General features: G+C 73.7%; 20 protein-coding genes and 1 tRNA gene. 9 read left to right on the top strand and 12 right to left on the bottom strand.

Annotated features, from left to right (window positions below; all coding sequences use genetic code 11):
• Positions 1-43: 43 nt before the first annotated feature.
• The 6 genes from FHU33_RS00205 to FHU33_RS00180 form a co-directional block, all read right to left on the bottom strand.
• Positions 44-1,762 (bottom strand): serine/threonine-protein kinase, encoded by a 1,719-nt coding sequence (locus FHU33_RS00205; RefSeq protein ID WP_142023548.1) that lies wholly within the window; start codon positions 1,760-1,762, stop codon positions 44-46.
• The gene (locus tag FHU33_RS00200) at positions 1,762-3,207 is read right to left on the bottom strand and encodes a peptidoglycan D,D-transpeptidase FtsI family protein (protein WP_142023547.1); all 1,446 of its coding nucleotides are present in this window, start codon (positions 3,205-3,207) and stop codon (positions 1,762-1,764) included. Before FHU33_RS00200 ends, FHU33_RS00205 begins: the two co-directional genes overlap by 1 nt.
• Positions 3,204-4,619, bottom strand: coding sequence for an FtsW/RodA/SpoVE family cell cycle protein (locus FHU33_RS00195; RefSeq protein ID WP_142023546.1), 1,416 nt, complete (start codon positions 4,617-4,619; stop codon positions 3,204-3,206). Before FHU33_RS00195 ends, FHU33_RS00200 begins: the two co-directional genes overlap by 4 nt.
• Before the next feature lie 40 nt (positions 4,620-4,659).
• Positions 4,660-6,069: a PP2C family protein-serine/threonine phosphatase gene (locus FHU33_RS00190; protein ID WP_142023545.1), complete on the bottom strand. Its 1,410-nt coding sequence runs from the start codon at positions 6,067-6,069 to the stop codon at positions 4,660-4,662.
• Between the two features lie 73 nt (positions 6,070-6,142).
• Positions 6,143-6,610 (bottom strand): FHA domain-containing protein FhaB/FipA, encoded by a 468-nt coding sequence (locus FHU33_RS00185; protein ID WP_142023544.1) that lies wholly within the window; start codon positions 6,608-6,610, stop codon positions 6,143-6,145.
• A 93-nt stretch (positions 6,611-6,703) separates the two neighbouring features.
• Positions 6,704-7,528 (bottom strand): FHA domain-containing protein, encoded by an 825-nt coding sequence (locus FHU33_RS00180; protein ID WP_142023543.1) that lies wholly within the window; start codon positions 7,526-7,528, stop codon positions 6,704-6,706.
• 187 nt (positions 7,529-7,715) lie between these two features.
• Here FHU33_RS00180 and FHU33_RS00175 point away from each other — a divergent pair.
• Positions 7,716-7,798 (top strand) — tRNA-Leu (locus tag FHU33_RS00175).
• A 67-nt stretch (positions 7,799-7,865) separates the two neighbouring features.
• Here the strand turns inward: FHU33_RS00175 and FHU33_RS00170 are convergent.
• The 4 genes from FHU33_RS00170 to FHU33_RS00155 all read right to left on the bottom strand — a co-directional run bounded on the left by FHU33_RS00170 (position 7,866) and on the right by FHU33_RS00155 (position 11,474).
• Positions 7,866-8,309, bottom strand: coding sequence for a DUF1707 SHOCT-like domain-containing protein (locus FHU33_RS00170; RefSeq protein ID WP_142023542.1), 444 nt, complete (start codon positions 8,307-8,309; stop codon positions 7,866-7,868).
• Between the two features lie 92 nt (positions 8,310-8,401).
• Positions 8,402-8,881, bottom strand: a complete 480-nt coding sequence (locus FHU33_RS00165) for a pyridoxamine 5'-phosphate oxidase family protein (RefSeq protein WP_142023541.1) — start codon at positions 8,879-8,881, stop codon at positions 8,402-8,404.
• Positions 8,882-8,920: 39 nt separating this feature from the next.
• Positions 8,921-10,078, bottom strand: coding sequence for an acyl-CoA dehydrogenase family protein (locus tag FHU33_RS00160; RefSeq protein ID WP_142023540.1), 1,158 nt, complete (start codon positions 10,076-10,078; stop codon positions 8,921-8,923).
• A gap of 169 nt (positions 10,079-10,247) precedes the next feature.
• Entirely contained in the window at positions 10,248-11,474 is a 1,227-nt protein-coding gene (locus FHU33_RS00155; RefSeq protein WP_142023539.1) for an HNH endonuclease signature motif containing protein, read from the bottom strand.
• Positions 11,475-11,675: 201 nt separating this feature from the next.
• Here FHU33_RS00155 and FHU33_RS00150 point away from each other — a divergent pair, with 201 nt between their 5' ends.
• From FHU33_RS00150 to nhaA, 6 genes are all read left to right on the top strand, one after another.
• Positions 11,676-12,590, top strand: a complete 915-nt coding sequence (locus FHU33_RS00150) for an aldose 1-epimerase family protein (protein WP_142023538.1) — start codon at positions 11,676-11,678, stop codon at positions 12,588-12,590.
• Between the two features lies 1 nt (position 12,591).
• Complete coding sequence (locus tag FHU33_RS00145) at positions 12,592-13,323, top strand: MOSC domain-containing protein (RefSeq protein ID WP_142023537.1); 732 nt, start codon at positions 12,592-12,594, stop codon at positions 13,321-13,323.
• A 5-nt stretch (positions 13,324-13,328) separates the two neighbouring features.
• Positions 13,329-13,544 (top strand): RNA-binding S4 domain-containing protein, encoded by a 216-nt coding sequence (locus FHU33_RS00140; protein WP_170182267.1) that lies wholly within the window; start codon positions 13,329-13,331, stop codon positions 13,542-13,544.
• Between the two features lie 167 nt (positions 13,545-13,711).
• Entirely contained in the window at positions 13,712-14,911 is a 1,200-nt protein-coding gene (locus FHU33_RS00135; protein ID WP_142023536.1) for a pyridoxal phosphate-dependent aminotransferase, read from the top strand.
• Positions 14,908-15,672, top strand: coding sequence for a nitrilase-related carbon-nitrogen hydrolase (locus tag FHU33_RS00130; RefSeq protein WP_142023535.1), 765 nt, complete (start codon positions 14,908-14,910; stop codon positions 15,670-15,672). The genes FHU33_RS00135 and FHU33_RS00130 overlap by 4 nt, the downstream gene beginning before the upstream one ends.
• 43 nt (positions 15,673-15,715) lie before the next feature.
• Positions 15,716-18,322, top strand: a complete 2,607-nt coding sequence (nhaA, locus tag FHU33_RS00125; RefSeq protein ID WP_142023534.1) for a Na+/H+ antiporter NhaA — start codon at positions 15,716-15,718, stop codon at positions 18,320-18,322.
• A gap of 7 nt (positions 18,323-18,329) precedes the next feature.
• Here nhaA and FHU33_RS00120 read toward each other — a convergent pair whose 3' ends face one another.
• The gene (locus tag FHU33_RS00120; RefSeq protein WP_142023533.1) at positions 18,330-19,157 is read right to left on the bottom strand and encodes a DUF2382 domain-containing protein; all 828 of its coding nucleotides are present in this window, start codon (positions 19,155-19,157) and stop codon (positions 18,330-18,332) included.
• Positions 19,158-19,299: 142 nt separating this feature from the next.
• On the opposite strand from FHU33_RS00120, the gene FHU33_RS00115 reads away from it, so the two are divergent.
• Positions 19,300-20,826, top strand: a complete 1,527-nt coding sequence (locus FHU33_RS00115) for a CYTH and CHAD domain-containing protein (protein WP_142023532.1) — start codon at positions 19,300-19,302, stop codon at positions 20,824-20,826.
• A 73-nt stretch (positions 20,827-20,899) separates the two neighbouring features.
• Positions 20,900-22,219 (top strand): metallophosphoesterase, encoded by a 1,320-nt coding sequence (locus tag FHU33_RS00110; protein WP_211354944.1) that lies wholly within the window; start codon positions 20,900-20,902, stop codon positions 22,217-22,219.
• 16 nt (positions 22,220-22,235) lie between these two features.
• Here FHU33_RS00110 and FHU33_RS00105 read toward each other — a convergent pair whose 3' ends face one another.
• The gene (locus FHU33_RS00105) at positions 22,236-22,805 is read right to left on the bottom strand and encodes a TetR/AcrR family transcriptional regulator (RefSeq protein WP_170182266.1); all 570 of its coding nucleotides are present in this window, start codon (positions 22,803-22,805) and stop codon (positions 22,236-22,238) included.
• Positions 22,806-22,834: the final 29 nt, after the last annotated feature.

The raw sequence follows: 22,834 nt of genomic DNA, 5'->3' as shown, positions 1-22,834 counted from the left end.
GTCGGTCGGATCCCGCTTTCCGGGGAGGCCGAGGCAGCCGCGATCACGGAGCCACGTCCTCCTCAACAGCCCCAGGATCGGTGGGCGAACCGGAGGCCGACGCGGTGGGCGACCTGGTCGGTTCCGTCGGCCCCGGGTCCGCCGTGCCGCCGAGGTTCGTCGGGGACGTCGCCGTGGTGCTGTCGTCGGGCTCCTCCGGCGAGCTTGCCTCGGGCGTGGACGAGGGAGCAGCCGAGGTGGTGGGCGCGGCAGACGTCTCGGGCGCGGCCGTCTCCACCTCCTCGTCGTCCTCCTGCCCCGGCGCGTAGGCCTCGTCCGCGACGTAGAGGGTGACCTCGGTGCCCGGAGGGACCGTGACCCCGGAGGGGGCGAGGGCGGCGACGTCGCCCGCGTCCAGGGCCTGGCCGGCGGTCGCGAGCTGGTCCTCGTCGGCGGAGACGGGCTCGAGGACGACGAGACCGGCAGCCTCCAGGTCGGCGCGGACGTCCTCGACGGGGCGGCCGACGTAGGCGCCTGCGTCCAGCACGATCCCGGCGGCGGCGGCGGAGGAGGAGGAGCTGGACGTCGCGGACGTCGTGGCGCGGGCGTCGTCGTCCGCGCCCCGGTTGCCGCTGCCCAGCAGGAACCAGGCCCCGCCGCCCAGCAGCAGCACCAGGACGAGGGCAGCCGCGAGCCATGCCCACGTCCGCCGGCGGTCGCGACCATCGCCCGGGTCGTCCTCGGGGTACCAGTCGTCGTCGTCCTCGGGGGGCGCCTGCAGCGGCGGCATGGGTCCGGCCGGGCCGGTCGGTGGTCCGGCATGGCGGGCGCCGGCCACCGCACCGGGGCCCGTGGCCGGGATGACCTGGGTGCGCGAGTCCGCCAGGCCCGAACCGGCGACCACCCGGGTGGGCGCGGTGACCGGGCCGGCGACCGGGGCGAACGTGCCACCGGCGGCCACGCGCCGGATGGCCTCGGCGAAGGCGCCCCCGTCGGGGAACCGGTCAGCCGGGTCCTTGGCCAGCGCGCGCTCGACGAGCAGCCGGACCGCCGGCGGGACGTGGCCGGGCAGTGGCGGCGGCGGCCGGTTGATGTGGGCCAGGGCGATGGCGACCTGCGACGCGCCGTCGAACGGGCGTGCTCCGGTCAGGCACTCGTAGGCGACCACGCCGAGGGAGTAGACGTCGGAGGCAGCGGTGACCTCCATGCCCTGCGCCTGCTCGGGGGAGAGGTACTGCGCCGTCCCGACCACCATGCCGGTGCGGGTCAGCGGGGTGGCGTCCCGGGCCTGGGCGATGCCGAAATCGGTCAGCTTCACCACGCCGTCGGGACGGACCATGAGATTGCCGGGCTTGATGTCGCGGTGCACGACACCGGCGCGGTGGGCGGCCGACAGCCCGTCGGCGGACTGGCTGAGCACGTGCAGCGTCCAGTCGACGGGGAGGGCGCCCTCCTCGTGCAGGATCGTGACCAGCGGCTGACCTTCGACGAACTCCATGACCAGGAAGGCCAGCTGCTGGGTGCCGGTGTCGTCGACGGTCTCGCCGTAGTCGAAGACCGAGGCGATGTTCGGGTGGGTCAGGGCCGCGGTGTGCCGGGCTTCGTTGCGGAACCGGGCGAGGAAGCTGGGATCACCGGTGAACTCGCTCTTGAGCACCTTCGCCGCGACGATGCGGTCCAAGACCTGGTCGCGCGCCTTCCAGACCTCACCCATGCCACCGACGGCGATCGGCGCGGTGATCTCGTAGCGGCCGGCCAGCAGGCTCCCGGTGGACAGCGCCATCAGCCGCCCTGCCCCTCGAGGTAGGCCTGCATCACCTGGCGGGCGATCGGCGCGGAGATGTCTCCGCCGGTGCCGCCACCGTTGGCCACGAACACGGCGACGGCGATCTGCGGGTCGTCGGCGGGCGCGAAGCCCATGAACCAGTTGTGGTCGGGCACGTCCGGCGCGACCTGGGCGGTACCGGTCTTGCCCGCCACCTCGACGCCCGGGATGCGCGCGGCACGGCCGGACCCGTTCTCGACGACGCTGCGCATCATCTCGGTCAGCTGGTCGGCGACGTCGGCGGAGATCGGCTCGCGCCACTCCTCGGGCTCGGTGGAGTCGATCACCGTGAGGTCGGGCGCCTGCAGCTCGTCGACCAGGTAGGGCTTCATCTGGACGCCGTCGTTGGCCACCGTGGCCGCCACCAGTGCCGCCTGCAGCGGCGTCATGCGGACATCGCGCTGGCCGATCGAGGTCTGCGCGAGTGCGGCGTCGTCCACGATGTCGCCGACGCCGCTGGGCGCGACGCCCAGCGGGATCTCGAAACCCTCGCCGTCCATCCCGAACGCCTCGGCCATCTCGCGTACCCGTTCCTCGCCCAGATCGATCCCGAGCTGGGCGAAGGCGGTGTTGCAGGAGATGGTGAGCGCATCGAGGAGCGACTGCTCGCCGCTGGGGCTGCAGGCGGAGCCGCCGAAGTTGGGGATGGTCCGGGTGCTGTCGGGCAGCGGCAACTCGCGGGGGGCCGGCACGACCGTGTCCGGGCTCAGCCCGTCCTCGAGGGCGGCGGCGGCGACGATCACCTTGAACAGCGAGCCCGGGGGGTAGTTGTCGTCGATGGCCCGGTTCAGCCGCGGATCGGGATCCGCGGCCTCGAGCTCCGCCCAGTACGCGCGGATGGCCTCCGGATCGTGGCTGGACAGCAGTCCCGGGTCGTAGGTCGGCGTGCTGGCCATGGCGAGGATGGCGCCGGTCGACGGGTCGAGCGCGACGACCGCGCCCGTGACGCCTTCCAGCCCGGCCATGGCGGCGACCTGCGTCTCGGGGTCGAGGGTCGTGATGACGTCGCCGCCGGACGGGTCCCGGCCGGTGAACAGGTCGGCCAGCCGGCGCAGGGTCAGCCGGCTGTCGGAGCCGGAGAGCACGTCGTTCTCGGCCCGCTCGAGCTGCCAGTTGTTGTAGATCAGCGAGTGGTACCCGGTGACCGCGGCGTACAACTCGCCCTGGGGGTACTGCCGCAGGTACTTCAGCCGGCCGTCGGTGGGCACCGACTCGGCGATGGCGGTGCCGGCGACGACGATCGCGCCGCGCTCCCGGTCGTACTCCGCGGCCAGCACCCGGGTGTTCGAGCGGTTGTTGCGCAGCTCGTCGGAGCGGACCACCTGGATGTAGTTGACGTTGATGATCAGCAGCGTGAACAGCACCAGCACGCTGATGGCGACCTTGCGCAGGGGTGCGTTCACGGCGTCACGACCTCGGTGGGCGCGTCACCGAGGCGCACCGGAGGGGCCGCCTGCGGCGTGGCGGGGCGACGGGCGGCATCGCTGATCCGGACCAGCAGGGCGACCAGCACGAAGTTGGCCACCAGCGACGACCCGCCGTAGGCCAGGAACGGCGTCGTCAGGCCGGTGAGCGGTAGCAGGCCGGTGACGCCGCCGAGGACGACGAACACCTGCCACGCGACGGCGAAGGCCAGGCCCGCGGCCAGCAGCTTGCCGAAGGCGTCCCGCACGACCAGCGACGTCCGCAGGCCGCGCTCGACGAGGATCAGGTAGACGACGATCACCGCGACCAGGCCGAAGAGCCCGAGCTCCTCGCCGACCGCCGAGGCGATGAAGTCGCTCTTCGCCACCGGCACCTGGTCGGGTCGCCCGCCACCGAGGCCGGCCCCGAAGATGCCTCCGGTGCCGAGGCCGAACAGTGACTGGACCAGCTGGTAGCCCGCCCCGTCCTGGTAGGCGAAGGGGTCGAGCCAGGTGTCGACGCGAGCCTGGACGTGCGCGAAGACGTTGTAGGCGATGAACGCGCCGCCGGCGAACAGCCCGACGCCGATGAGCAGCCAGCTGGACCGTTCGGTGGCGACGTAGAGCATCACGACGAAGATCCCGAACAGCAGCAGCGAGCTGCCGAGGTCGCGCTCGAAGACCAGCACCAGGATGGACAGGATCCAGGCGACCAGGACCGGCCCGAGGTCACGGCCGCGCGGGAGCTCGAGGCCGGCCACCCGGCGGCTGGCCAGCGCGAGGACGTCGCGCTTGTCCACGAGGTAGGCGGCGAAGAAGACGATCAGGCAGATCTTGGCGAACTCGCCGGGCTGGATGGAGAAGCCGGCCACCCGGATCCAGATCTTGGCGCCGTTGACCTCCGACAGGGAGGCCGGCAGCACGGCCGGGATGGCGAGGAGCGCCAGACCGCCCAGCGCGAGCGTGTACGCGTAGCGGGAGAGGGTGCGGTGATCGCGGACGATCACCAGGAAGGCGACGAAGAGCGCGACGCCGAGGGTGGCCCACACCAGCTGGACGGGGGCGTCCTCACGGGTGACGTCGCTGTCGACCTGCCCGGCGGCGAGGTCGAGGCGATGGATGACCGTGAGCCCGAGGCCCACCAGGAGCGCGACCGCGGGGAGCAGCAGCGGGTCGGCGTAGGACGCCCACTTGCGCACGACCAGGTGCGCGACCACCCACAGGGCGGTGATCCAGGCGCTGAACCCGGCCATCTCCGGACGCAGTGACCCGGTGATCGTCAGGTCGACGATGGCCTGCGCCACGACGGTGATGAGCACCGCGAACCCGAGCAGGGCCGCCTCGGTACCCCGCCGCGTGGGGACGGCGGTGCCCGCGGCGGGTGCACGGGGGTCGGTCTCCGGGCCGGCCATCACCACACCTCCGGTGGGGATCCGGGGCCTGCGGCGCTCACTAGCCGGCCTCCCGGCAGTTCACCCCTGGCTCGGACGAGGCCGTCGTCCGGGCCGACGTGGTCGGGGACGGGCTGCCGTCGCCGGGCGCGGACTCGGTGGGGACCGGGATACCCGTCGCCCCCGGCGTGGGCTCGACCGGTGCCGGCGTCGGTGTCGGTGTCGGTGTCGGTGTCGGCTGGACGGAGCCACTCGTCGGGCACAACGGGAGCCGCTGGTCGCGCAGCGCAGCGAGGATGCGGTCGGCGTCGGCCTCGTCGTCGGCGGTGATGCCGCCCCGCACCCGGCTGCGCGCTGCGGAGGTGAGGTCGCTGAGCGCCATGCCGGTGTCCTGGTCGAGCTCGAAGAGGTCGAAGCCGACGAGGGACACGTCCAGCCCCCGGAACACGGCGACCGACTCCTCGTCGCCGGTGCCCGCCACGCCCACGAACCAGTGCCCGAGGGCCCACACGTACGTACCGACCGCCCCCGCCACGAGCACGACGAGGGCTGCCACCGCCACCAGGAGAAGTCGCATCGGGCGGCGGCGGGCGGAGGGGCCGCCGCCCGTCGGCGGTGTGGGTGGTGGAGGGGACGGAGGCTGCGGATCGGCGAGCGCCGCCCGGCCGGCGGCCGAGCGGTTGTCCACCTGTCGCTGGCCGACGTTGTCGCCGGCGGCACCGTCGACGACGGGATCCAGCCGCCCGCGGCCGCCGGTGTCCTCGACGACGTCGGCGACGATCACGGTGATGTTGTCCGGCCCGCCGCTGCGCAGGGCCAGCTCGATGAGCCGGTCCGCGGTCGACTGGGGGTCGGGGTCCTTGAGAGCCGCGGCGAGGGTCTCCTCGCTGACCACGCCCGACAGCCCGTCGGAGCACAGCAGGTAGCGGTCGCCGTCCCGCACCTCGCGCATCGAGAGGTCGGGCTCGACCTCCTGCCCGTTGAGGGCCCGCAGCAGCAGCGACCGCTGGGGATGGCTGTTGGCCTCCTCGGCGGTGATCCGGCCGTCATCGATCAGGGTCTGCACGAACGTGTCGTCGTGCGTGATCTGGGAGAGCTGGCCGTCGCGGACGAGATAGGCCCGGGAGTCGCCGACGTGGCACAGGGCCAGCCGGCCGCCGGCGAAGAGGATGGCGGTGAGCGTGGTTCCCATGCCCTCGAGCTGGGGGGACTCGCGGATGACCTCGCGCAGGTGCTCGCTGCCCTCGAAGACGGCCTGGCGCATCGCCTGCAGCATGTCGCCGGAGGGGGCGTCGTCGTCGAGGTGCTCCAGCGCGGCGATGACGACCTTGCTGGCGACGTCGCCCGCCGCGTGCCCACCCATGCCGTCGGCGACGGCGAGCAGACGGGGGCCGGCGTAGACCGAGTCCTGGTTGTTGCCGCGGATCAGGCCCCGGTCCGAGCGCGCCGCATACCTCAGGACGAGGCTCATGCATCCACCTCGCTGCCGCTCGGGGGGCGCGTGCGCCCGATGGCTGTCCTCATGTCGGAGCCGGCACGTGTGCTCACGTACGCAGCTCCAGGGCAGTCTGCCCGATGCGGATCGGCTGACCGGGACCCACCAGCAACGGCCCCTGGACGCGCTGCTGGTCGAGGTAGGTGCCGTTGGTGGAGCCGAGGTCCTCCACGTACCACTGGCCGCCCCGGTTGGTCAGGCGGGCGTGGCGGGAACTGGCGAAGTCGTCGGTGAGCACCAGGGTCGAGTCGTCGGCCCGGCCGATGAGGATCGGCTGGTCGCCGAGGGTGATCTTCGTGCCGGTCAGCGGACCGGCGGTGACCACGAGGGTCTTCGGGCCGCGGTGTCCGCGCTTCCTGCCCGTGACCGCCGCCGCGGCCCGGGGAGGCACGGAGGTCACGCGGCCCGTGCGACCGCCGAACAGGTCGGCGCGCACGACGCGGAAGGCCGCGAAGATGAACAGCCAGAGCAGCAGCAGGAACCCGAAGCGGAAGACCTGCAGGACGATCTCGCTCATTGCACCGACTCGCTGGCGCTCGCCGGCTCCACGAGCGGCGCTGCTGTGTTCATGCGTGACCTCGCAAGCTCGGTCACCGAGGACGCAGCCCTGTCACTGGCCGTCCTGGCGGTACACCAGCACCGAGTGGCCGATCCGGATGACGTCGCCGTCGGAGAGCGCATGCCGGCTGACCCGCCGGCCGTTCACGAGCGTGCCGTTGGTGGAACCGAGGTCCTCGACGGTCGCCGTGCCGCCGTCGAGGACGACGTCGACGTGCTTGCGGCTCACCCCGGTGTCGGGCAGCCGGATGTCGGCCTCCGTGCCGCGGCCGATGACGTTCCGGCCGGTGGACAGCTCGTGCCGGGTGCCCGGGCCGTCGACGACCAGGACGTGGGTGACGCCGGGACGGTTGCCCGCGCGGCCGGTGAACGAGGGGCCCTGCTTGCCGGTGTCGGTGGCGATCCGTCCACGCAGCGGCGGCAGCGGCGGCAGCGGTGGGTGAGCACCGGCCTGGGGTCGCGGGGGAGCGGCGACCGCGAAGTCGTCGCGCGACGGGGGACGGGCCGGGTCGGCGACGTGCGAGCTGACCTCGAAGACCCCTGTGGGGAGGTCGGTGTCCTGCTCGAGCCGGACGGTGACCTTGTCGAAGACCTGGTAGCCCTCGTCGTCGATGTGCTCGGACACCATGTCGGCGAGCTCGCCGGCCAGCTGGTCCGACCACTGCCCGAGGTGCTCGAAATCGGTGCGCCCCAGCGTCACGACGTAGACGTTCGGTGCGAGCACGCGGCCCTCGCCCATGACCGAGCGCTGCTCGTCGGCCTCGCGTTGGAGGGCCTGCGCGATCTCGGCCGGGTGCACCTTGCCCTTGAAGAGGCGGGCGAAGGCCAACCCGACCATGCCCTCGAGGCGGCGCTCGAAGCGCTGCAGCACGCCCACAGTCGCTCCTCTGCACTCGGCTGACCGTCCCGTGTCCCACCAGTGATCGTAGCCGGGACACGCCTGCCGGACCGGCCGGTAACTCGCCGGTGAGTCATATGGCCCCGAACGGCGTGGGCAACGGCCGCGCGACGACCCACCCCCCGGCCGGGCGACGGCTCCCGGCTGCTAATCTCGTCGGGCGCCAGGGCAAGTGGCGGAATGGCAGACGCGCACGGTTCAGGTCCGTGTGTCCGAAAGGACGTGGGGGTTCAACTCCCCCCTTGCCCACCCAGTTCGACCAGCACCCCGTCGCCCGGTCCGCCCGGAGGCGGGGTTCTCTGCTTCCCTGCCGAAGTCAGGTGAGCCGGCCGGGCCCGTCGCCGCGGCGGGTCAGGGTCTGTGCCAGCAGGACCGCCCCCCACGGGCCGATCACCCAGACCGGCCAGAAGTAGAGGAACTCCCAGCTGGCCAGCGAGGTCGCGGCCCAGATCGTGAGCACGATCAGCGACGTGGTCGCCCACGACCGCCACGATTGCGGGTCGGCGTCCCAGCCGCCGTGCCGGTCGACCGTCGAGGTGCTGCCGGCGGCCGGCCGCGGGTCCGGCCGGGCAGACGGGACGGCGGAGGGCAGGTCGGCGGTGAGCGCGTCCAGCTCGCCGTAGGTCTTGGCGGCGTAGGCCCGCGCGAGGCGCTCGTCGTATTCCTCCACGCTCAGCCGTCCGGCGGACATGTGCTGGCCGAGGGCGGTGGCGACGGCGGCACGGTCGGCGTCCGCGGCGCGCAGATGGGGCTCGGGCATCGCTGCTCTCCTGGTGCGGAAGTCCCCAGTCTCGCCGGTCAGGGGCGGCCCGGTCCACCGACGGACGCCACGCGTTCCCCCGCGGAGCGGCGTCAGGTGCGGGTGGTCCGGGTCAACCCTCGCCCCGGACGCCAGGAGGAGACGACCAGGGCGGTCTTCTCCTCGTTCAGGGCGACCAGCACCACCTGGTCGAGCTCGACGCGGAACAGCTCGAAGCCCATGTGCCCGGAGGGGATGCCGGCCGCTGTCGCGTACCGGGTCCGCTCGGCGGCATCCGTGACCGGGATGGCGCGCCCGCTGAGCTTCGCGTCGGCGTCGAACGCATCCGGTTCGGAGCTGCCGCTGTGCAGGGCGAAGCGCGGGTCGCGGCGCAGGTCGGTGAACTTCACCGACCCCGGCATGCCGGCCAGCCACGGCTCACCCAGGACGAAGTGCATCTCGATCCCGCTGATGCGGGGGGAGCCGTCGGCCCGCAGCGTGGCGAGGAACGTGTGCCGGTGGGCGTCGAAGGACGCCCGCACCCGGGCGGCGAACGCCGGTTCCTCGGTCTCGACGTCGGCGAAGACAGCCATGCACGAATGCTGCACCCGCCCACCGACAGAACGGGGGCATCAGCCTCCGGCGGCCTCGCGGGCGAGGGCCTTGCCGATGACCATCCGCTGGATCTGGTTGGTGCCCTCGAAGATCTGCATGACCTTCGCCTCGCGCATGTAGCGCTCCGCGGGGAACTCCCGGGTGTACCCCGCGCCGCCCAGGACCTGGACGGCGTCGGTGGTGACCTTCATGGCGGCGTCGGTGGCCACGAGCTTGGCGATGCTGGCCTGCCGCCCGTACTCCTTGCCGGCGTCCTTGCGCCGGGCCGCGACCAGGTACACGGCGCGGGCGGACTCGACGGCGGCGGCCATGTCGGCGAGCAGGAACGCCACTCCCTGGTGCTCGACGATCGGCCGGCCGAACGCCTCCCGCTCGCCGGCGTAGCGGACGGCGAGGTCGAGGGCGGACTGGGCCAGCCCGACGGCGACGGCGCTGACGCCCAGGCGGCCGGAGTCGAGCGCGGCCAGGGCGATCGACAGCCCGCGGCCGCGTTCGCCGACCAGCCGGTCGGCGGGGACGGGGACGTCGTCCAGCCGGATCGCGGCCGTCGTCGACCCGGTCAGCCCCATCTTCTCCTCGGGCCTGGCGGGGGAGAACCCGGCGAGGTCCGGCGTCAGGTGGAAGCAGGAGATGCCCCGCTCACCGTCGTCGGGGGTGCGCAGGAAGGTGGAGTAGAAGTCCGCGTGCCCGCCGTGGGTGACCCAGGCCTTCTCGCCGTTGGCCAGCCACCCGCCGTCGCTCGCCTTGGCACTCGCCCGCATGGCGGCCGGGTCGGAGCCGGCGTGCGCCTCCGACAGGCAGTACGCGCCGAGCAGCCGGCCCCCCACCATCTCGGGCAGCAGGTCGCGGCGCTGGGCCTCGGTGCCGAACCGGTCGATCGGGAAGCAGGCGAGGGTGTGCACGCTGACGCCGAGGGCGACGCTGGCCCAGCGGGCGGCGAGCTCCTCGACGACCTGCAGGTATACCTCGTAGGGCTGCCCGCCGCCGCCGACCTCCTCGCCGAACGGCAGTCCCAGCAGCCCGGCGTCCCCGAGGGTGCGGAACACCTCGCGGGGAAAGCGTTCCTCGCGCTCGTACTGCGCGGCCTTCGGCGCCAGCTCGGCGTCGGCCAGCTCGCGGGTCAGCGCCAGCAGGTCGTGGGCCTCGGGGGTGGGCAGTTCGCGGTCGACCGGCACGGTGCTCCCTCGTCGAGATCAGTCCAGCTGACGGTACAAGCGCCGCCGCCCCGGTACGGATCGAGCGCCTGGCCACTGACCAGTCTCGTCCTCGCCGGCACGCGCCGTGCGCACGACCCGTCACCCCTGCGGTGCCGGCTGGCTCACGGCCGGTACCGCGATCGTCGGGCTATGGACCCGATCCCCGTATCCGGATCTCCGATCCGTCGGGGCGGTAGGTGTGCCAGACCGTGGTACCGGGGTCGCGAGCGACCCGGAAGCCGCCCTCGTGGACGGCGGTGTGATGCCGTTCGCAGATCAGGGCGCCGTTGTCGCAGGAGGTCTCTCCACCCCATGCCCAGTGATCGACATGGTGGACGTCGCACCAGGCCGGCGGGGCGGTGCAGCCCGTGAAGACGCAGTGCAGATCGCGCTCTTCGATGGCGCGACGGATGCCCGCCGGGGCGGTGCGCTGCTCCCGGCCCACGTCGGTGGGCAGACTGTTCGGGCCGGTGAGGATCCGGGAGACGCCGGCGTCGCAGGCGATGCGGCGGGCGGTCTCGGCGCTGATCGGTCCTCCGAAGGACAGTGCGCCGAAGCCGGGCATCCCACGTTCGGCGCACAGTGCCATCCAGTCGATGGTGACCCGCACGTGTGGACGTTGCCCACGCACGTCGGGCAACTGGTCGCCGTGCAGCGCCTGGCGGCACAGCTCGACGAGGGCATCACCCTGCCGCTCGGCGGAACTGCGACGGTCACCGGCCGGCCGGTGACCGTTCATGACCGCTTCCAGCGCCGTGTGCACCGTCTCGGCACCGACCGGATCCAGGTGCCCGGACAGGTACGTGCGTCCACCGGCCGACGTCGCCATCCGGAACACCCGGGGCAGCCCGGCGGCGTCGTCCAGGGTGCCGTCGGGGTCGATGCCGGCCACCCAACGGCGGACGGCCTGGGCGGTGTCCTCCGGACCCAGCGCCAGCGCCGCATCCGTGAGGATCTGATCGGTCCAGCCCAGGTCGATGTCCTGCCCGGCGGCCTTCGCGACCCGCTCGGGAGTCACTGCGGTGGTCACCACGGCGACATGCGCAGGCGTCACCGCACCGGCGGCGTAGGCGGCCGCCAGCGCAGGGAGGTCTCTCAGCCGCCGGCCGGCCCGCACCAGCCCGGCCGCCTCGCGACCGGAGACCCGGCAGTGCCCGGTCAACCACGGCTTCATCGACGCCATGCCGTCGCCGGTGTGCACCTGCCTGGCGTCCCCGGCGCCGACGGCCCGGGTCTGCATCGCCGTGAGCCGGTTGATGCCGATCTGGGCCAAGGGGATGACCCCGCGCAGCTGCTCGTCGGACAAGTCGTCGGGGTCGAAGTCGGCCGGATCCAGCTCGGCGAGCTGCTCGAGCACCGACACCCACGACGACACCGCCCAGCACCTGCCATTCGCACCGACTGATCGAACGTATGAGCGAAGAATAGCGAGGCGGTGCGACGAAAAGAGAAGCTCAGACGGCCTGTGGACAACTTCTTCCCGTCCACAGGATCAGGACTCCCGAGGTGCAGCGGAGATCGTCCGAGGTCGACTGTGGTGAGCTGACGCACAGGCGGACACGGGGAGGTCGCACAGATGCCTGACACATGGCCGGACGAGCGGCCGACCGACGTGCAGCTGAGCGCCGGCGCCGCCCGCCTCGCCGTCGACCTGCGTGGTGGCGGCATGCGCCGGCTGACCGTGGGGGACTGGGAGGTGCTCGACGCCTATCCGGCGGGCACGGTCGTCGACGGCTGGCCGGGTGCGGTCCTCCTGCCCTGGCCCAACCGGATCCGCGACGGCCGGTGGACGTGGCAGGGGCGGGAGCTGCAGCTGGAGGTCGGCTCCCCCGAGGCGCCGCACGCCATCCACGGCCTCGTCGCCTGGCAGCCCTGGACGGCGCTCGAGACCTCGGACGACGCCGCCACCGTGGGGACCGTCGTGGAGCCGCATCCTGGCTACCCGTTCCGGCTGGCCGGCGCCGTGGACTACCGGCTCGATCCCGGCCGGCTGACCGTGACGCTGCGGGTGCGCAACCTCGGCACGGAAGCCGCCCCGTTCGGCGCCGGTTTCCATCCCTACCTGTCGGTCGGGGCGTCGCACGACGGCGGCATCGGCGATGCCGACCTGACGCTGCCCGTCCGCACGGTGCTGGAGCTCGACGGCGGGCTGCCGACGGGCCGCCGGTCCCCGTTCGACGGCGCCGTCGGCCGGCTCGGTGACCGCGTCCTCGACGATGCCCTCACCGACCTCGTCCGTGACGACGACGGCTGGGCGCGGACCCGGCTGCGCGGTCCGGCGGGCGAGCTGGAGCTGGCGGTCGACGGCGCGTGGTCCTGGCTCCAGGTGTTCAGCGGCGACGTGCTCCCCGAGGGCCGGTGGCGCCGGACCCTGGCGGTCGAGCCGATGACCTGCCCGCCGAACGCGCTGGCCGACGGCGTCGACCTGCTCGTCCTCGAGCCCGGCGAGGAGTGGGCGGGCATCTGGACGCTGGCCTGGACGGCGGGCTGACGTGCGGGTCCTCGAGCTCTGGCGCTACCCGGTCAAGTCGCTGCAGGGAGAGCGGCTGGCCGAGGCGCAGATCGGTGCGCTCGGCATCGACGGCGACCGGCGCTGGGCGCTGTTCGACCGCGACACCGGCCTGGGCCTCACCGCCCGGCGGGTGCCCGAGCTGCTCTTCGGGTCAGCCCGCCTGCGCGCCGACGGCGGGGTGGAGGTGGTCCTGCCCGACGGCTCGGTGACCACCGATGACGACACCCTCTCGGGCTGGCTCGGCCGCCGGGTGGAGCTGCGCGCCGCTGCCGAGGACGGCGACGTGGCCCCGACCTACGAGACGCCGGTGGACGAGGAGGAGCCCGACCCCACCGAGTGGCTGCAGTGGGAGGGCGCCCATGGACCGTTCCACGACAGCCCTCGCATCCGGCTGTCGCTGGTCTCGACGGGCACGCTCGGCACGTGGGACCGCCGGCGGTTCCGGGCCAACGTCGTCCTGGACGGCGAGGGCGAGGAGCACCTGCGGGGGCAGGAGGCGGAGCTCGGCGGCGTGCGGCTGCGGTTCGGCATCCCGATCCCCCGCTGCGTCATGACCACCCGCCCGCAGCCCGGCGGCATCGCGCGTGACACCTCGGTGCTCAAGACGATCCACCGCGAGCGCGACGGGCTGCTCGCCGTGCGGGCGGCCGTCATCCGGGGCGGCTCCGTCGGCACCGGCGACGTCCTCGTGCCCGACGGGTCGGCAGACTGAGCGCCATGCGCACCGTCGACCTGCGGCCTGGCGAGGACACCATCCGGCTCGGTCAGCTGCTCAAGCTGGTCGACGCCGTCCCGACCGGCGCCCAGGTGAAGGACGTGCTGTTCTCCGGCGCCGTCCGGGTCAACGGCGAGCCCGAGGAGCGCCGCGGCCGCCAGCTGCACCGCGGCGACGTCGTCTCGGTCGAGGGCATGGAGGACGTCCGGATCGGCTGACCGGTCGGCGCGGCCCGAGGAGCTCGCGACTCGGCCATGGACGGTTCCACGTGGAACCGAGGCCTCTGCCAGGCTGGCGGCATGGTCCGCGCCCCGATCCGTGTGCCCCGGTGGCCCGCGGCCGCCGAGAAGAACCGCAGCGTGCAGGTCGTCCTGGAGGGAGCGCGATGAGCCGGGCCCCGTACCTCTCGGCCCGGCTGCAGGGCTTCGGGACGACGGTCTTCGCCGAGATGAGCGCGCTCGCGGTGGCCACCGGCTCGGTGAACCTCGGCCAGGGGTTCCCCGACTACCCCGGCCCGCCCGCGGTGCTCGACGCCGCCCGGGCCGCCATCGGCACCGCCGCCGACCAGTACCCGCCGGGTCCCGGGATCCCCGAGCTGCGCACCGCCGTCTCCAGGCACGTCCGGCGGTTCCGCGGCCTGCACCACGACCCCGACAGCGAGGTCCTCGTGACGGCCGGGGCCACGGAGGCGCTGTCGGCAGCACTCCTGGCGCTGATCGAGACCGGCGACGAGGTCGTGCTCTTCGAGCCGATGTACGACTGCTACGCCGCAGGCATCGCCATGGCCGGGGGCGTCGCCCGGCCGGTGCCGCTGCATCCGCCGAGCGACAGCGCGGGGCCCTGGACGTTCGACCCCGCCGACCTGCGGACCGCGATCACCGGGCGCACGAAGGTCCTGTTGCTCAACACCCCGCACAACCCGACGGGCAAGGTCTTCACCCGCGAGGAGCTCGCCCTGCTGGCCGACCATGCCGTGGAGCACGACCTGCTCGTGCTCGCCGACGAGGTCTACGAGCACCTGGTCTTCGACGGGGCCGGCGACGGGGAGGGGCACCTCTCGATCGCCACGCTCCCGGGGATGCGCGAGCGCACGCTGACGGTCGGCAGCGCCGGTAAGACCTTCAACGTCACGGGCTGGAAGATCGGCTGGATCTGCGGGCCCGCCCCCCTGGTCTCCGCCGTCCGTACCGCCAAGCAGTTCCTCACCTACGTCAACGGCGGTCCGTTCCAGCCCGCCATCGCGGCCGGCCTGGCGTTGCCGGACGAGTACTTCGCCGGGGCAGCCCGTGACCTGCAGTACCGCCGGGACGTCCTGGTGCGAGGGCTCCGCGAGGCCGGGCTGCCGGTGATCAGCCCGGAGGCCACCTACTTCGCGACGGTCGACGTGCGGCCGGTGCAGCCCGACGGCGACGGGCTGGCGTTCTGCCGCGCGCTGCCGGAGCGCGCCGGTGTCGTCGCCGTTCCGACCGTGGTCTTCTACGCACCGGAGCACGCGCACCTGGGCCGGCACCTCGTCCGGTTCGCGTTCTGCAAGAGTGACGCCGTCCTGGGCGACGCCGTCGAGCGGTTGAGGAGGCTCTCGTGAGGATTGCCGCGGTGCAGCACGACATCGTCTGGGAGGACCGGGAGGCCAACTTCGCGCGGCTGGCCCCGCAGGTCGCCCGGGCGGTCGGGGCAGGGGCGGAGCTGGTGCTGCTCACCGAGACCTTCAGCACCGGATTCACCATGACGCCGGGCATCGGTGAGCCCGAGGATGGCCCGTCGGCGCAGTTCCTGGCCGGTCAGGCCGCCGAGCACGGGGTGTGGGTGGGCGGTACCTGCCCGGAGATCGCCGCCGGGGAGCAGTTGCCCTACAACTCCTTCGTGCTGGCCGGTCCCGACGGCGTCGCCCACCGCTACCGCAAGCTGCACCCGTTCACCCACGCCGGCGAGCACGAGCGGTTCCGGGCGGGGGAGAAGCCGGTGACCGTCGAGATCGGCGGTGTGAGGATCACGCCGTTCATCTGCTACGACCTGCGCTTCGCCGACGTGTTCTGGAAGGCCGCGCCGGAGACCGACGTCTACCTGGTGCCGGCGAACTGGCCCAGCCCGCGACGCCTGCACTGGCAGACGCTGCTGCAGGCGCGGGCCATCGAGAACCAGGCCTACGTCGTCGGCTGCAACCGGGTCGGGACCGCGGGTGACGGCACCGAGCACGTCGGCGACAGCCGGATCGTCAGCCCCATGGGAGAGCTGCTGGCCACCGCGGCCGGCGTCGAGACGATCGTGCTGGCCGACGTCGACGCCGCCGAGGTCACGGCCACCCGCGACCGGCTGAGGTTCCTGCCCGACCGCCGGGGGGACTGAGGGGGACTCCCTCCGGAGACGTCCGGGTCCTAGCGTTCCCGGGGTGACCACTGTCGCCGGCGCGAGCCGCCCCGGGTCGGCCCATCTCGCCGCGCAGCTGTCCGCGCCCGTACGGAGGCTGATGCGCTCCGGCGTCGCCGGCGCCGGCCTGATGGTGGCGGCCACCCTGCTCGCCCTCGTCTGGGCCAACTCGCCGTGGGGGAGCTCCTACGAGCGGCTCTGGCACACCGAGCTCGCCCTGCGGTTCGGCACCGCCGAGATCGCCATGGACCTGCAGCACTGGGTCAACGACGGCCTGATGGTGTTCTTCTTCTTCCTGATCGGCATGGAGGTGCGTCGCGAGCTCTCCATGGGGGAGCTGGTGCAGCGCAGCCGGCTGACCGTCCCCGCGCTGGCGGCGGTCGCGGGCCTCGTGATCCCGGCACTGCTGTACCTGGCCATCAACGCCGGCGGGGACGGTGCGGTGGGCTGGGGCATCCCGATGGCCACCGACACCGCGTTCGTCCTGGGCGCCCTGGCGCTCTTCGGCCGGCACTGCCCGATCCAGCTGCGGGTCTTCCTGCTGTCGCTGTCGGTGGTCGACGACATCGGCGCTCTCACCGCCATCGCGATCTTCTACTCCGACGAGATCGACCCCGTCGCGCTCGGCATCGCGGGCCTGTGCGTGCTGGCGTTCATCGGGCTGTCCCGCATGCAGGTGTGGCGGGGGCCGGCCTACTTCGCCGTGGGCGCGGTGATGTGGGTGGCCATGTACGAGTCGGGCGTGCACGCCACCATCGGCGGGGTCGTCCTGGGGCTGCTGGTCAGCGCCTATCCCCCGCGCCGGGCCGAGGTGGAGCGCGCCGGGTCGCTGGCGCGGGCGTTCCGGCAGTCACCGGAGCCCGCGCTGGCCCGCGAGGCGAAGCTGTCCGTGGAGCGCGCCATCTCCCCGAACGAGCGGATCGGCGCGGTCCTGGTGCCGTGGAGCAGCTACGTCGTCGTCCCGGTGTTCGCGCTGGCCAATGCCGGCGTGCGCATCGATGGTGCGCTGGTCGAGCGGGCGCTCACCTCCCCGGTCACCATCGGGGTCTTCGTCGGGCTGGCGGTGGGCAAGCTGCTCGGCGTCGGGCTCGCCGCGACCCTCGCCGTCCGGACGGGGCTGGGCGTCCTGCCTCCCGGCATCAGCCTGGGCAGCGTGTGGAGCGGCGCCGCACTCACCGGCCTCGGCTTCACCGTCTCCCTCTTCGTCACCGACCTGGCCTTCGACGACGAGGCCCTGCGGGAGGAGGCGACCATCGGCATCCTGGGCGCCGCCGTCGTCTCGACGGCCCTCGGAGCCCTCTTCTTCCGGCTGCTGGGCCGGGGAGGCAGCGCACCGGAGCGGCCGGCCCAGCTCGACCCGCCGGTGGACCCGGCCGTCGACCACATCCGCGGTCCGGTCGACGCCCCGCTGACCCTGGTCGAGTACGGCGACATGGAGTGCCCCTTCTGCGGCCGCGCCACGGGGGTGGTGAGCGAGCTGCGGAGCCGGTTCGGGGACGACCTGCGCTATGTCTTCCGGCACCTGCCGCTGCTGGAGGTGCACCCCCGCGCCCAGCTCGCCGCCGAGGCCGCCGGTGCGCAGGGCCGGTTCTGGGAGATGCACGACCGACTGTTCGCCCACCAGGACGAGCTCGACGCCGCGGGGCTGCTCGAGCACGCGGCGGCCCTCGACCTGGACCTCGAACGGTTCGCCCGCGAGCTCGGGAACGGCACCCACGGTCAGCGGATCCGGAACGACGTCGTCGGCGCCGAGGCCAGCGGTGTCGAGGGCACTCCCACGTTCTTCGTCAACGGGCTCCGCCACGCGGGGCGGGCCGGTACGGACGAGCTGGCGGCAGCCCTGCTCCGCACCGATCCACGCGGCACGCCCGCTGAGCGCGCCGTGGCGCCCCTGGTCGCCGAGGCGGGACGCCGGCCCGTGCCGCTGTCGCCGCCGGCCCGGCTGCCCGCCGTCGAGGGCCTGGCCGAGACACCCGACCTGAGCGGCGCCTCACCGCGGCTGGACGACCGCCAGCTCGCCGTCCTCCGGCGGGCCGGACGCCGCCGGTCGACGACCGCCGGTGAGGTGCTGGTGCGGGGCGGCGCCGGCGAGTGGGACTTCGTCGTGGTGCTGACGGGCACCGTCGCCGTGGTCGAGAACCCGGAGCCGGGGGACGGCGGCGAGCAGCGCGTGGTCTCCGTGGTCGGCCCGGGCCGGTTCCTCGGCGGGCTCAACATGCTCGCCGGGCAGCGCGCCGTCCGATCGGTGGTCGCGGCCGCGCCCGGGGTGGTGGTGACGCTGACCGTGCAGCGGCTGCGCGAGGTGATGGCGGCCGACCGCGAACTGGCCGACGTGATCATGCGGGCCTTCCTGCTGCGCCGCGCGATGCTGATCGGCCGGGCCTCCGGGCTGCGGGTCGTGGGCGATCCGCGGTGGCCGGCCAGTGCCCGGCTGCAGGCACTGCTGGACGAGCACGGGATCGCCCACCAGTGGCTCGATCCGGCCGACGACGAGGCCGCACGGGCCGTGCTCGCCGAGAACGACGCGCTGGATGAGGAACGGCCCGTCGTCGTCGCCCCGGACGGCCGGGTGCTGGTCGACCCCGGCCCCGACGACCTGCTCGGGGCGGCGCGGCCGGCCCGCAGCTGACGAGCGGTCAGGCGCCGCGGGGGGAGGCGTCCGTGTCGACGACGATCTGCTCGCGCTGCACCTGCCCGGTCACCGTCTCCTGCCCCTGGACCAGCTCGGTGCGCAGCCGCACCCGCTCGGTCGGCACGACCTCCACGGTCACCACCGGCCGCTCGGTGTGCAGGACGATCTCGCCGGGCAGGCCGGCCGACGTCGTCGTCCCGGCCGGCCGGTCGGTCAGCAGTGTCTCGCCCTCGTCGACGTCGTCGGGGGCGTCGATCGGCACCTGCTCGAGGCGGATCTCCTCGCGCCGGATCGGCACGGTGATCTGCACCTCCTCGGTCACGACGTACTTGACCAGTCGCGCCCGGGTGGTGGCCACCCGCTCGGTGTCGACGACCAGCTGCTCCTCGCTGCGGGTCATCGCCCCGTCGTCGGTGCTCGCCGGCGGCCGGGGGGCCGCCGCGGCCGGCATCTCCACGGTGGGCGGCGCAGCTGCGGCCGGCGCCTCCTGGCGGGTGCCGGGCCCGGCCACGCTGCCGGTCGCGCTGCCGGCGCCGTAGTACCGGCGCAGCTCCGCCTCGTCGTCGGGCGTCAGGTGGTCGCCGCTCAGGTGGGGCGCGTTCTTCACCGCCTCGACGGCGACCGGCAGCCGCAGACCGCCGTCGGTGAAGGTGGCGTCCAGCGCGGGGACGACGGACCGGCGGGTGCCGAAGAGTCCCGTGGTGACGGCCACCCAGGACGGCGCCCCCGTGCGGTCGTCGACGTAGAAGTGCTCGACGGTGCCGATCTTCTGGCCGCTCGCGTCGTAGGCGGTGCTCCCGATGGCCGCGGAGACCTCTCGCTCGTCCAGCATGGGCATGCTCCTTCCGCAGGGCGCTCGCCGTCGAGCGTTCGTCGGGAGCTGCGGTGCCCAGCCCGTGTCGCCCCCGAACATGGCCGCGCCTAGGTTCGCAGGATGCGGGCGTAGCGTGCGGCCGCCCGGGAGGGAGGCCGGCATGACTCGCGGGCACCTCGAGATGGAGACCAAGTACGACGTCGACGAGGGATTCGTCCTGCCGGCGCTGGACGGGCTGGACGGCGTCGCGCGGGTGGATCCGCCCGTCGAGCACGCGCTGGAGGCGGTCTACCACGACACGGCGGACCTGCGGCTCGTGCGGGCGCGGGTGACCTTGCGCCGCCGGACCGGCGGCCCCGACGCCGGCTGGCACCTCAAGCTCCCCGCGGGCTCCGCGCGTCGAGAGCTGCACGCCCCCCTGGGCCGTTCGGGGAAGAAGCCGCCGCAGGCGCTGGCGGCGCCTGTCGTCGGCCTCCTGCGCGGGGCGCCGACGGCTCCTGTGGCCACCCTGCGTACCCGGCGGGTGGTCACCTCCCTTCGCGACACCGACGGCCGGCTGCTCGCGGAGGTCGCAGACGACACCGTGACCGCAACGGTTCCGGCGGCCGAGCCCGACCAGCCGACCGAGGTGCAGACCTGGCGGGAGGTGGAGGTGGAGCTGGGGGAGGGCGGGGTCGAGCTGCTGACCGTCGTGGGCGACCGGCTCACCGCCGCCGGCGCTCGACCGGCGGCGTTCGTGTCCAAGGCCGGCCGGGTGCTCGCCGGGCGGCTGATCGGGGACGACGGCGCGCCCGCGAAGCGGCGGAAGAAGGGCCCACGGGCCGGGGAGTTCGTGCGGTCGGCCCTCCGCGAGCAGGTGGCGGCGCTCCAGGCCGCGGACGTGCTGCTGCGCACCGAGCAGCCCGGCGCGGTGCACCAGGTGCGGGTCGCCGCCCGCCGGCTGCGGAGCACGCTCGCCGCGTTCCGGGGCGTCCTCGACCGGGAGGCCACCGATCCGCTGCGGGAGGAGCTCTCCTGGCTGGGTGGGCAGCTGGCCCGGGCCCGGGACGACGAGGTCGCCCTCGCCCACCTGCGCGAGGTCGTGGCCGCGCAGCCCGCAGAGCTGGTGCTGGGCCCGGTGGCCGCCCGGCTGCAGCAGTCGCAGCTGCGGGAGGAGCGGGCCGGACTCGACCGGGCCCTGGAGACGATGGCCGAGCCGCGCTACCTGCGGCTGCTGGACGCGCTGCACGACCTGCTGGCCGACCCCCCGTTCGCCGAGCGCGCCGGCGACCGGCTCGAGCCGGTCCTCCAGGACGCCGTCGCGCGATCGGTCCGCCGGCTGCGCCGCCGGATGGCCACTGCCCGGCGCGCTCTCGACGGCGACCGGGACGAGGCGCTGCACGACGTGCGCACGGCGGCCAAGCGCGTCCGGTACGCCGCGGAGATCGCCGCCGCGGAGCTGGGTGGCGCGAAAGCCCTGGCACGGGCGGCGAAGCGGATGCAGAAGGTGCTGGGGGAGCTGCAGGACACCGTCGTCACCCGCGAGCTCTGCCGGCGGTCGGGCGTGGCCGCCTTCGCCGACGGGGAGAACTCCTTCACCTTCGGCCGGCTGCACGCGCTCGAACAAGCCCGGGCCGAGCGGGCCGAGCGCGAGTTCTGGACGCTGGAGCCCCAGGTGCGCCGGGTGCTGAAGGACGCCGCGCGGTAGCGGGTCTGCGCGATCCCCGCGCCGCACCCTGGGAGAGTGGGAACGTGACGGACGCCGAGCAGATGGTGCGCCGGTGTCGCTGATCGCCCTGCTCGGCTTCACCACCGTCGTCTTCCTGGCCATGCTGCTGCTGCACGGCTACCTGTGGTTGCGGCTGGTGCGGAGCACCACCCGCCCCGGGCGGCTGAGGCGTCGGCTGACGCTGCTCACCCTCGCCCTCGCGCTGCTCCCCGCCCTCGCGATCGGGCTGCGCCGCGCGCTCCCCCTCGAGGCCTCGGCGCCCCTGGACTGGATCGCCTACAGCTGGCTCGGCGTCGCCTTCTACGCCTTCCTCGCGCTGCTGGTCCTCGAGCCGGTGCGGCTGATCGGCAACGTGCACCTCACGCGACGGACCCGGCAGGTCGAGGCGAGTGGGGCCCGGAGGGCTCCGCGCAGCCTCGACGAAGCGGCTCTGCCGGACGGGGGAACGGCACCTGGCCGCGGTGCCGTCCGGCAGGACGGCGACGTCATGGCCCGCGGTGCCGTCCGGCAGGACGGCGATGTCATAGTTCCCCGGCGGCTGTTCCTCGCTCGAGGCCTCGCCGTGACCGCCGGGGTCGTCGCGCTCGGCACGGCAGGCGCCGGCGCGTACTTCGCGAACTCCCCGCCCGTCGTCCGCCGGGTCCCCGTGACGCTGGCGAACCTGGATCCGGCGCTGGACGGGCTGCGCATCGTGACGTTCTCCGACGGGCACCTGTCGGCGACCTACGGCGGACGGCGGTTCGAGCGGCTGGTCGAGCTGGTCAACGAGCAGCAGCCGGACGTCGTGGCGATCGTCGGGGACCTGGTCGACGGCGAGGTCGCGGAGCTGCGCGAGGAGGCGGCGCCGCTGGCGGACCTGGTCAGCGCGCAGGGTGTGTTCTTCGTGACCGGGAACCACGAGTACTTCGTCGACACGAACGCCTGGCTGCGTCACCTGGGCACCCTCGGCGTGGACGTGCTGCGCAACGAGCGGGTGGCGATCCGCCGCGGCACGGCGTCCTTCGACCTGGCCGGGATCGACGACCGGACGGCGGCGTCCTTCGGCTTGCCCGGTCACGGGGCGGACCTGGACGCCGCGCTCGACGGCCGGAACGACGACGTCCCGGTCGTGCTGCTGGCCCACCAGCCGGTGCAGGTGGAGCAGGCCCGCGCCGCCGGGGTCGACCTCCAGCTCTCCGGTCACACCCATGGCGGCCAGCTGTGGCCCTTCGACTACGCGATCCGGCTCGACCAGCCGGCCGTCCAGGGACTGTCCCGGCACGGGGACACCCAGCTGTACGTCACGTCAGGGGCCGGCTACTGGGGTCCACCGATGCGGGTGGGGGCCCGCCCCGAGGTGACGGTGGTCGAGCTGCGCTCACCGCGCGGGTGAGCTGCGGTGCGCCGGCCTACAGGACGTCGAAGGCCTCGTCGATGAGCTCCTCGAGCTTGCGCTCGCCGTTGCCGTCGGCCCAGGCCAGCACGGCCGTGGTGAAGGTGGCCATGTAGACGTTCACGACAATCGCGTCCCCGGGCGGCAACGGGCGGCCCGATTCCGCCGCCAGGGCGTCGGACAGCAGCCCGGCGGTCACCCGTTCGAACTCGGCGGCCCGTGTCCGCAGGCTCGGCACGCCGGCGATGATCCGCCACCGGACCAGCGTGGCCTCGTGGTCCTCGGGGCTCCACGTGGACACCCAAAGGAGCGCGGCATTCCGCACGCGTTCCCGCAGCGGGAGGTCGGGCGGCAGGGCGGCGACGAGGGCGGTCATCTCCTCGGCGGTGGGGAGCTGCATGACCAGGTGTTCCTTGGACGGGTAGTGCGCGTAGAACGTCGGCACCGAGACCTCGGCCGCGCGGGCGATCTGGCCCACGTTCACCGCCTCGTACCCGTGCTCCAGGAACAGTTCGATCGCGGTGCCGTAGATCCGCTGATGGGTGGCGGCCCATCGTCGGGCACGCCAGTCCGGCGTCTCGGTCACGATCGGTGTTCCTCCATTGCCCCGTCGGC

Source organism: Blastococcus colisei, from assembly GCF_006717095.1.
In the GTDB taxonomy this organism is placed as follows: Bacteria; Actinomycetota; Actinomycetes; order Mycobacteriales; family Geodermatophilaceae; genus Blastococcus_B; species Blastococcus_B colisei.
The sequence above is the reverse complement of the archived record's forward strand: the minus strand, read 5'-3'. Positions and strand labels throughout refer to the sequence as shown.

What these genes read in the sequence shown, in the direction of transcription:
- FHU33_RS00150 (WP_142023538.1), top strand. Translation starts at nt 11,676, where the DNA reads ATGCCTGACACATGGCCGGACGAGCGGCCGACCGACGTGCAGCTGAGC.
- FHU33_RS00120 (WP_142023533.1), bottom strand. Translation starts at nt 19,157, where the DNA reads ATGCTGGACGAGCGAGAGGTCTCCGCGGCCATCGGGAGCACCGCCTAC.
- FHU33_RS00140 (WP_170182267.1), top strand. Translation starts at nt 13,329, where the DNA reads ATGCGCACCGTCGACCTGCGGCCTGGCGAGGACACCATCCGGCTCGGT.
- FHU33_RS00185 (WP_142023544.1), bottom strand. Translation starts at nt 6,610, where the DNA reads ATGAGCGAGATCGTCCTGCAGGTCTTCCGCTTCGGGTTCCTGCTGCTG.
- FHU33_RS00165 (WP_142023541.1), bottom strand. Translation starts at nt 8,881, where the DNA reads ATGGCTGTCTTCGCCGACGTCGAGACCGAGGAACCGGCGTTCGCCGCC.
- FHU33_RS00195 (WP_142023546.1), bottom strand. Translation starts at nt 4,619, where the DNA reads ATGGCCGGCCCGGAGACCGACCCCCGTGCACCCGCCGCGGGCACCGCC.
- FHU33_RS00115 (WP_142023532.1), top strand. Translation starts at nt 19,300, where the DNA reads ATGACTCGCGGGCACCTCGAGATGGAGACCAAGTACGACGTCGACGAG.
- FHU33_RS00190 (WP_142023545.1), bottom strand. Translation starts at nt 6,069, where the DNA reads ATGAGCCTCGTCCTGAGGTATGCGGCGCGCTCGGACCGGGGCCTGATC.
- FHU33_RS00135 (WP_142023536.1), top strand. Translation starts at nt 13,712, where the DNA reads ATGAGCCGGGCCCCGTACCTCTCGGCCCGGCTGCAGGGCTTCGGGACG.
- FHU33_RS00170 (WP_142023542.1), bottom strand. Translation starts at nt 8,309, where the DNA reads ATGCCCGAGCCCCATCTGCGCGCCGCGGACGCCGACCGTGCCGCCGTC.
- FHU33_RS00205 (WP_142023548.1), bottom strand. Translation starts at nt 1,762, where the DNA reads ATGGCGCTGTCCACCGGGAGCCTGCTGGCCGGCCGCTACGAGATCACC.